This is a genomic window from Microbacterium sp. ZW T5_45, assembly GCF_044987415.1.
Lineage (GTDB): Bacteria > Actinomycetota > Actinomycetes > Actinomycetales > Microbacteriaceae > Microbacterium.
This window is the reverse complement of the sequence record NZ_JBJDRJ010000016.1, coordinates 73596-81158: the sequence shown is the minus strand read 5'-3', so window position 1 is coordinate 81158 and position 7563 is coordinate 73596. Positions and strand designations below refer to the sequence as shown.

At 66.3% G+C, this 7563-nt stretch carries 7 protein-coding genes; 2 read left to right on the top strand and 5 right to left on the bottom strand.

Annotated features, from left to right (window positions below):
- Nucleotides 1–159 precede the first annotated feature (159 nt).
- The 5 genes from ACI3KS_RS10495 to ACI3KS_RS10475 form a co-directional block, all read right to left on the bottom strand.
- Nucleotides 160–1674, bottom strand: a complete 1515-nt coding sequence (locus ACI3KS_RS10495; protein ID WP_404917971.1) for a sensor histidine kinase — start codon at nt 1672–1674, stop codon at nt 160–162.
- Complete coding sequence (locus ACI3KS_RS10490; RefSeq protein ID WP_404917969.1) at nt 1671–2399, bottom strand: response regulator transcription factor; 729 nt, start codon at nt 2397–2399, stop codon at nt 1671–1673. The genes ACI3KS_RS10495 and ACI3KS_RS10490 overlap by 4 nt, the downstream gene beginning before the upstream one ends.
- A gap of 44 nt (nt 2400–2443) precedes the next feature.
- Nucleotides 2444–3430: an acetylxylan esterase gene (locus ACI3KS_RS10485; protein WP_404917967.1), complete on the bottom strand. Its 987-nt coding sequence runs from the start codon at nt 3428–3430 to the stop codon at nt 2444–2446.
- Between the two features lie 30 nt (nt 3431–3460).
- The gene (locus ACI3KS_RS10480) at nt 3461–4606 is read right to left on the bottom strand and encodes a mandelate racemase/muconate lactonizing enzyme family protein (RefSeq protein WP_404917965.1); all 1146 of its coding nucleotides are present in this window, start codon (nt 4604–4606) and stop codon (nt 3461–3463) included.
- 106 nt (nt 4607–4712) lie between these two features.
- Nucleotides 4713–5516, bottom strand: coding sequence for an IclR family transcriptional regulator (locus tag ACI3KS_RS10475; RefSeq protein ID WP_404917963.1), 804 nt, complete (start codon nt 5514–5516; stop codon nt 4713–4715).
- A gap of 215 nt (nt 5517–5731) precedes the next feature.
- Here ACI3KS_RS10475 and ACI3KS_RS10470 point away from each other — a divergent pair, with 215 nt between their 5' ends.
- Both ACI3KS_RS10470 and ACI3KS_RS10465 read left to right on the top strand, forming a co-directional pair.
- Nucleotides 5732–6664 (top strand): carbohydrate ABC transporter permease, encoded by a 933-nt coding sequence (locus tag ACI3KS_RS10470; protein ID WP_404917961.1) that lies wholly within the window; start codon nt 5732–5734, stop codon nt 6662–6664.
- A complete protein-coding gene (locus ACI3KS_RS10465; RefSeq protein WP_404917959.1) occupies nt 6664–7521 on the top strand; it encodes a carbohydrate ABC transporter permease in 858 nt (285 codons plus the stop codon). Before ACI3KS_RS10470 ends, ACI3KS_RS10465 begins: the two co-directional genes overlap by 1 nt.
- The last annotated feature ends 42 nt before the right edge of the window (nt 7522–7563 follow it).

Here is a 7563-nt window from a genome sequence, read left to right as displayed (position 1 = left end):
TTAGCGTGGGACACGAAGGCCTCCTGTTGTGAGAAGCGGTTCCTAGACAGCTCCACTCCATAACGGGAGGCCTTCACTCATCGACAGATCAACCGCGATTCACGCAACAACGTCCCTGGACATCACACCTAGTCCGGCACCGGTCAGTCCGGCCGTGTGTCAGTCCTGGGCAGGTGCCGCCGGATTCACCGGGATGCGGACGGTGAAGGTCGTGTCTCCGGGCGTGCTCGCGACCTCGATGCGGCCGTGATGGCCCTCCACGATCGCCTTGGCGATCGCGAGGCCGAGCCCGGTGCCTCCGGTCTGACGAGCGCGCGAGCTGTCGCCGCGTGCGAAGCGGGCGAAGAGCTCATCCCGCACGGCGGGATCGATGCCTGGCCCGTCGTCGTGCACCCGAAGTACGGCATCCGACCCTTCCTTGGCGACGCTCAGCGTGATCTGCGTGCCGGCCGGCGTGTGCGTTCGGGCGTTCGCGAGCAGGTTCGTCACGACCTGGTGCATGCGTCCCGCGTCTCCGACGATCACGACGGGCTCATCGGGAACCTCGATGTCCCAGCCGTGTTCCGGCGCCGTGGGACGAGCATCCGACACGCTCTCCAGAGCGAGCTGCGCGAGGTCGATCGTGCCGTACACGAGTTCGCGTCCCTCGTCGAGACGGGCGAGCAGGAGGAGATCCTCGACGAGTCGCGTCATGCGGAGGGATTGGGCCTGGATTCGCTCGAGAGAGGTGGTCGTGCCCTCGATGGCCGCCGGTCCCTGCTGCTGGCTCAACGCGCGCAGTGACAGCTCGGAGTACCCGCGGATCGACGCGAGGGGGGTGCGGAGCTCGTGGCTCGCGTCCGCGACGAACTGCCGCATCCGCTCCTCGTTCTTCTGCCGCGCAGAGAGCGACGTGTTCACGTGGTCGAGCAGCTTGTTCAGCGAGGCGCCGACGAGACCGGTCTCGGTGCGAGGATCCGCCTGCGCATCGGGGATGCGCTCGGTGATCTCCACTTCACCCCGATCGAGGGGCTGGTTCGCGACTCGCATCGCGGTTCCTGCGATCGCCCTGAGCGGTCGCAGACTCACCCTGATCGTGATCGCAGTGGTGAGGGCGAGCAGGATCAGCCCGCCGATGGTGGCGAGCACGATCACCGTGAGGAGCTGGGTGAGCTGATTCTGGATCTCGGTACGGGGGAACCCGGTGATGACATCGACCCCGTTCGGCGTCGTGATCGAGACGAGGCGATACGAGCCGAGGCCGTCGATCGTCACCGTCGCCTGGCCGGCGTCGACCAGGGACTCATCGATCTGGGCGAGTTGTGTCGAGTTCAAACTCAGCTTCGATCCTCCATCGTCGATGCTGGTCTGCGACGTATCGAAGACGACCCCGCTGACGCCTGCTTCGGGACTCGACAGTGCCACGAGAAGCCCGGGGATGCCGATTCCCTTCTGGTTCATGAGAAGGTTCTCCGCCGTTGCCAGATCCGGTCGGGTGAAGCCGACCCACTGCACAGCGATCGGCTTGGCATACTCCATCAACCGCTGCTGGAGCTGGTCCTCGAGAGTGCGGCCCAGCGTCGCAGAGGTGATCACCGCGACGATCACGAGGATGAGCGACACGAACCCGATGACCGCGCCCATCAAACGGGTCTGCAGCGTGACCGGACGTCGCGCCATCCTCGTGGTGCTCACTGAGGCGCCTTGATCATGTAGCCGACACCGCGGACGGTGTGGAGCAGGGGAGTGCGACCGGCATCGATCTTCTTGCGCAGATACGAGATGTACAGCTCGACGACGGAGGACTTGCCGCCGAAGTCGTAACTCCAGACGCGGTCGAGGATCTGCGCCTTCGACAGCACGCGTCGCTCGTTGCGCATCAGGTAGCGCAGCAGTTCGAACTCGGTGGCGGTGAGCTCGATCTCGGTGCCGTCGCGCACGACCTCGTGGCTGTCCTCATTGAGAGACAGGTCCGCGACGCGCAGGATCGACTGCCCGTCGTCGGCCGTCGCGTGTCCGGTGCGGCGGATGATCGCACGCAGACGGGCGATCACCTCCTCGAGGCTGAACGGCTTGGTGACGTAGTCGTCGCCGCCGGCGGTGAGGCCGGCGACGCGGTCGCCGACTGCATCCTTCGCGGTGAGGAACAGCACAGGGACCAGGCTGCCCGATTCGCGGAGTCGCTTGAGCACTGACATTCCATCGAGATCCGGCATCATGATGTCCAGTACGAGGGCGTCGGGCTCGAACTCGCGGGCGACCTGCAGCGCTTCGAGGCCGGATCCGGCGGTGCGGACCTCCCAGCCCTCCATGCGCAGCGCCATCGCGAGCAGGTCGGTGAGCATCTGCTCGTCGTCGACGGCGAGGATGCGGAGGGGCGAGCCGTCTGGACGGCGCAGTTCGGGATGCACGGTGCTCATGACTTCATTCTGCGGAGTCTTCTATGTGATTCCTATGGAAGCACCTATGTGTTCTCTGTGACCTCGCTCTCCAGTCGGTCGTCCGGCAGGGCGAGAAAGTCCATCGCCGCGCGCAGGGCCATGCGATCGGATGCCGCGCCCGTCGCGCCGCCCAGGTGCCCGTTCGCTCGGACGTGAAGGCGGCGCGGGCCGGTGAGGGCGTGGTAGACGGCGAACTGTCCGCGCGGATCGACCGCGGGATCCAGCAGTGCGGCTCCGATGTGTACCGGAAGGGCAAGGCATCGGGCGGCGGTGGCGGCGTCGAACCAGTCGAGCACCGGTCGCACGTCGGGATGCGCCTTGACATGCTGACGGACCGCCTCACCGCTTCCTGTGCACCGTCTGGTCAGGCGGATGGCGTGATGGCCGAAGCTCGGCACGTCCAGGCTCGCCCTGCGGAACCGGGGATCCCAGGGGATCGCCAATGCGCCGATACCCGCGCCGAAGCTGCTCCCACTGAAATCGAGAGCACCTTCCGACTCGGGGGCGATGTCCAGCAGTACCGTCACCGCCCGCCAGATGTCCGCGGCCGCGAAGCGATGCGAGTAGGTCTCCCGATGCGCGATGCCCGCCAGCACATGGTCCGAGGGCTCCGAAGGGAATCTGCTGGATGCGCCCCGGTGCGTGCCCGGCGCGCAGGGAAAGATCGCGGCGGTGTCCGACGGGACGCGATCGTGGTCGGGCCCGGTGCGGCCCCCGTAGCCGTGACCGAGGACGAGTCCTCGGCGAATGGCCGCCCTCGAATGCGGAATCATGACGTAGGCCGCGGCGTCCTCCCCTGCCGAGGAGGAGAACCGGATCTCGAGCGCCCGGTGGGCAGGCGTCGACGGAAGCTCTGCCTGCGTGCGCCAGGGGACGGAACCGGTGCCGAACTCGTCGAACGTCGACTGCCAGAATGCATCGAAGTCCGGTGGCTGGACGGGAGGGTCCAACGGGGTGAGGAGCGAGGAGAGAGGATACTCCGTCAGTTCCTCAGGGTGCTCGGCGCTCACTGCCCGGCTTCGCGCTGTGCGGACACGACGTCAGTGCCGCACATACCGTGCGATGGCGTCTTCGTCCACGCTCACGCCGAGACCCGGACCCGTCGGAACCACGAACCCTCCGTCCGGGCGGACCTCCAGCGGCGCGGCCAGGAGGCGGTTCGCCACGGGAAGGGTGAAGGGCTGGTACTCGAAGGCGAGCAACGACGTCGAGGCAGCCGCGACGTGCACGCCGGCAGCCATGGCGATGCCGAATGCTGCGGAGTGGTGCGGTGCGACCTGGGCGTGGAAGGCATCGGAGATGCCCGCGATCGCGAGTCCCTCTGTGATGCCCGTGCGGCCGATGTCGGGCTGCGTCAGGCCGACCGCGCGTCGGGTGAGCCAGTCGGTGAACTCGAATCGGCTGCGCATGGCCTCGCCGACCGCGATGGGTGTGGCGAGTGCAGCGGCGAGATCTCGGTGTCCCTCCACGTCCTCCGGGGCGAGCGGAGCCTCGAAGAACCAGGCCCGGCGGTCGTCCAGTTCTCGGCCGAGCGCCTTCGCCTCGCCTAGACGATAGGTCCAGTGGGCGTCGAGCGCGACCTCCAGGTCGGGGTGCACGTCGCGGATCGCGTCATAGGTCGCGAGGTCGGTGCGGATGTCGGTGCCGAGATGCAACTTGATGCGCCGCACTCCGGCATCGACCAGAGCAGAGGCCTTGTCGGCTTTGTCGGCATCATCCGATCCGCGGATGCCGGAGACATAGGTGGGAAGCACCTCTGAGAAGCGCCCACCGGCGAGCTCCGAGACGGAGAGACCGGTCGCGTGTCCCCAGAGGTCCCATAGGGCGATGTCGACGGCAGCCATGGCATCGGCCTGGTGGCCGGTGAGGTGGCCGCGCTCGCGCATCGACTCTGTCATGCGATGCCACAGTGTGTGCACCGAACGAGGATCCTCACCGATGATGAGCGGCGTGAGCAGACGGTCGACGATCGCCGCGGCGACCTCGGGGGCGACGGGTGCGAGTGCCTCCCCCCAGCCGACCAGGCCGTCGTCGGTCTCGATCTTCACCAGGAGGGTCTCGTAGCCGGGGGAGTACAGGCTCCGCCACGGCCGACGGACGACATAGCCGCGATGCGCAACGCCCGTGTCGCCCGCGTAGGAGTCATCGGCATCCTCCCTCGAGAGGAAGAGAGGGAAGGTCTGCACGCGCGAGATTTTCACAGGGGTCTCCGAAGACGATCGTGAGGGAGGACGCCGGAGGCGGGCGCCTCGGCGAGAGAATCGGGCGTCGCGGTCGATACCGCGCCGCGGGTCAGAGTGCGGCGAACGCCGTCGCGGAGTGCGACGGGCTGTAACCCAGAGCGACGGAGATCTCGTCGGCGGCTTCGATGAGCTGCAGAGAGAGCTCCTGAGGTGGAGCGTGCAGGTCGAGCACCGACAGCGGCCCGCTCGCCGAGATCGCCGCGACGATCTCGCCCGCGCGGTCCCGGATCGGTGCGGCGATGCAGGCACGGCCGAAAGCGAGCTCTTCGATCTCGGTCGCATAGCCGCGGCTGCGGGTCTCGTCGAGTGCGATCCTCATCGCGTCGCGGTCGACGATCGTGTGCGGGGTGAAACGCTGGGGGGAGCGCTCGAAGTACTCGTCCACGGCGTGGTCCGGCATCCCGGAGAGCAGTGCTTTTCCGAGACCCGTCGCATGCAGTGGGCCCGTGCGCCCGGCCATCGCGAAGGACTTGGGTGCCAGTGCGCCCTCGAAGTTGCAGAGATATGTGAAGGTGAAGCCGCTGAGCTCGGCGACGTTCACGCCGATCTCGATGCGGCGCGCGAGGTTCTGTGCGATCTGGCGGGAGGCGCGGAAGATCGGGGAGCCGTTCAGGGCGATGGTGCCGAGCGACACCGCGGCGGGGCCGAGCCGGTACAGGCCGGTGCGACCATCCTGGACCACGAATCCCAGGCGATCGAGAGCCGACATCATCCGCGACACCGTGGATTGCCCGAGGCCGGTGATCGTGCAGAGTTCCGAGACGCGGAGCTCGCCGGACTCCTCGGTGAAGCAGGCGAGCAGGGACATCGCTCGTTCGACCGTCTGGGTGCCGCCCACCGATTCCGATGCCATCTCGAGTCCTCCTCCATGTCGGCGCCGCATCTGCGACTCCGTTGCCAGTCATCCTAATGAGAGTCCCGACGCCAGGCAAGCAAATGTGGGTGTCTTATGCATTTTATGGATTTCGAATGCGCATTGTGGTTGACTAGCCGAACGTCACCGGTGACGATGGTCACAACGGCGTGCCGGCCCCGAACGGGGTCGCACCTACTCGGAAAGTGAACGCAATGCCACAAGCCACTCTCGAGCGACTTGCGAGTCGTGAGAAGGTCGAGCCGCGCTCCGGGCGCAGGTCGACGCTGGGCGCGAAGGATCGCACGTTCGGCTTCATGATCGCACTTCCCGCGGTCCTGTTGTTCCTCGTGATCGCGATCTTCCCGCTCGTGTCGAGCATCGGGACGAGCCTCTACGACCAGTCGCTGCTGCGACCCGACCGCACCTTCGTCGGGCTCGGCAACTATGCGGCGGTCTGGGATGAGTTCGTGGCCCGACTCGGAACCACGCTCACCTTCGCGTCCCTGGCGACGGTGTTCCCGCTCGTGCTCGGAGTCGCCCTTGCCATGCTGCTCAATTCGCGAATGCGTGGGCGCAACATCCTGCGCGGCGCACTGATGCTGCCCTGGTTGCTTCCCGGCGTCGTCGTGTCGTTCCTCTGGGCGTGGATCTTCAACGACAGCTACGGCGTCGTCAACCACGTGCTCTCCGTGTTCGGGATGCCGGAGATCAGCATGCTCGGCAATCCGATCGGTGCCATGGCCGCCGTCATCATCGCGAAGACCTGGCACTCCTTCCCCTGGATCATGGTCGTCGCGCTCGCCGTGCTGCAGACCTTGCCGAGCGAGCAGATCGAGGCGGCGACGATCGATGGAGCGACGAGGGCTCAGCGGTTCCGCTACATCTCGCTCCCGCACATCACCGGCCCCGTCGCCCTCGTCGCGGTGCTCGAGTTCATCTACAACTTCGGCAACTTCGACACGATCTTCGTCATGACCGGCGGTGGTCCCGGCGACTCGACCACGACCCTCGCCGTCAGCCTCTACCACCTGGCCTTCGGCAGCTACGAGCTCGGCAAGGCCTCTGCGATGGGCGCGCTATGGCTCGTCCTCCTCGCGATCATCTCGAGCGGCTACCTGCTCCTCAATCGACGTCTGGAGAAGTGATGCGTACGAGTCGCGACATCGGAGAGTCGATCATCCGCCCCCGTCTGTCCATTCCCGGGCGCATCGGCCTGCTGCTGCTCGCCCTCTTCGGTCTCCTGCCCGTTTACTGGCTCACGGCGACGGCTTTCACGAGGAAGGAGGACGTCTTCGCACAGGACAGGCCGTTCTTCCCCGTGAATCCGACGATCGAGAACTTCGTCGGGTTCTTCCAGAACGACATGCTCCTGAAGAACCTCGGCAACAGCATCATCGTGTCCAGCGGGACGGCGCTGCTCGCCGTCCTCGTCGGCGGCCTCATGGCCTACTCGCTCTCCAAGTTCCGCTACCGCGGACGCAACGCGATCATGTTCATGTTCCTCATCGGGCAGCTCATCCCCGGCGCGCTCCTGCTGATCTCGCTGTACCTGATGCTGAGCTCCGCCGGTCTGCTCTACACCTACGCGGCACTCATCATCTCGTTCACCACGTTCACGCTGCCGCTCACGGTGTTCCTGCTCAAAGGGATCATGGACAGTCTTCCTGACGACATTCTCGAGGCGGCGAAGGTCGATGGCCTCTCCCGGATGGGCACGATGTTCCGAATCGTGTTTCCCCTCGTCGTGCCCGGCCTCATCACGGCGGCGATGTTCGCCTTCATGCGGGGGTGGAGCGATCTCCTGTTCGCTCTCACGCTCGCCGGCCCGGACAAGCAGACGCTCCCCGCCGGGCTCACGCAGGCCTTCATCCGGGAGGGCACGGCCGACTGGCCTGCTCTCATGGCGGCGTCCCTCATCACGTCCTTGCCGCTCGTCATCATCTTCGTCGTGCTCCAGCGCTACTTCGTCTCCGGCCTCGCCGCCGGCGCCGTCAAGGGGTAGCGACGTGATCCCGAAAGACCCGAACCCTCCAACGAAGGAGCA

What these genes read in the sequence shown, in the direction of transcription:
- ACI3KS_RS10465 (WP_404917959.1), top strand. Translation starts at nt 6,664, where the DNA reads ATGCGTACGAGTCGCGACATCGGAGAGTCGATCATCCGCCCCCGTCTG.
- ACI3KS_RS10475 (WP_404917963.1), bottom strand. Translation starts at nt 5,516, where the DNA reads ATGGCATCGGAATCGGTGGGCGGCACCCAGACGGTCGAACGAGCGATG.
- ACI3KS_RS10490 (WP_404917969.1), bottom strand. Translation starts at nt 2,399, where the DNA reads ATGAGCACCGTGCATCCCGAACTGCGCCGTCCAGACGGCTCGCCCCTC.
- ACI3KS_RS10470 (WP_404917961.1), top strand. Translation starts at nt 5,732, where the DNA reads ATGCCACAAGCCACTCTCGAGCGACTTGCGAGTCGTGAGAAGGTCGAG.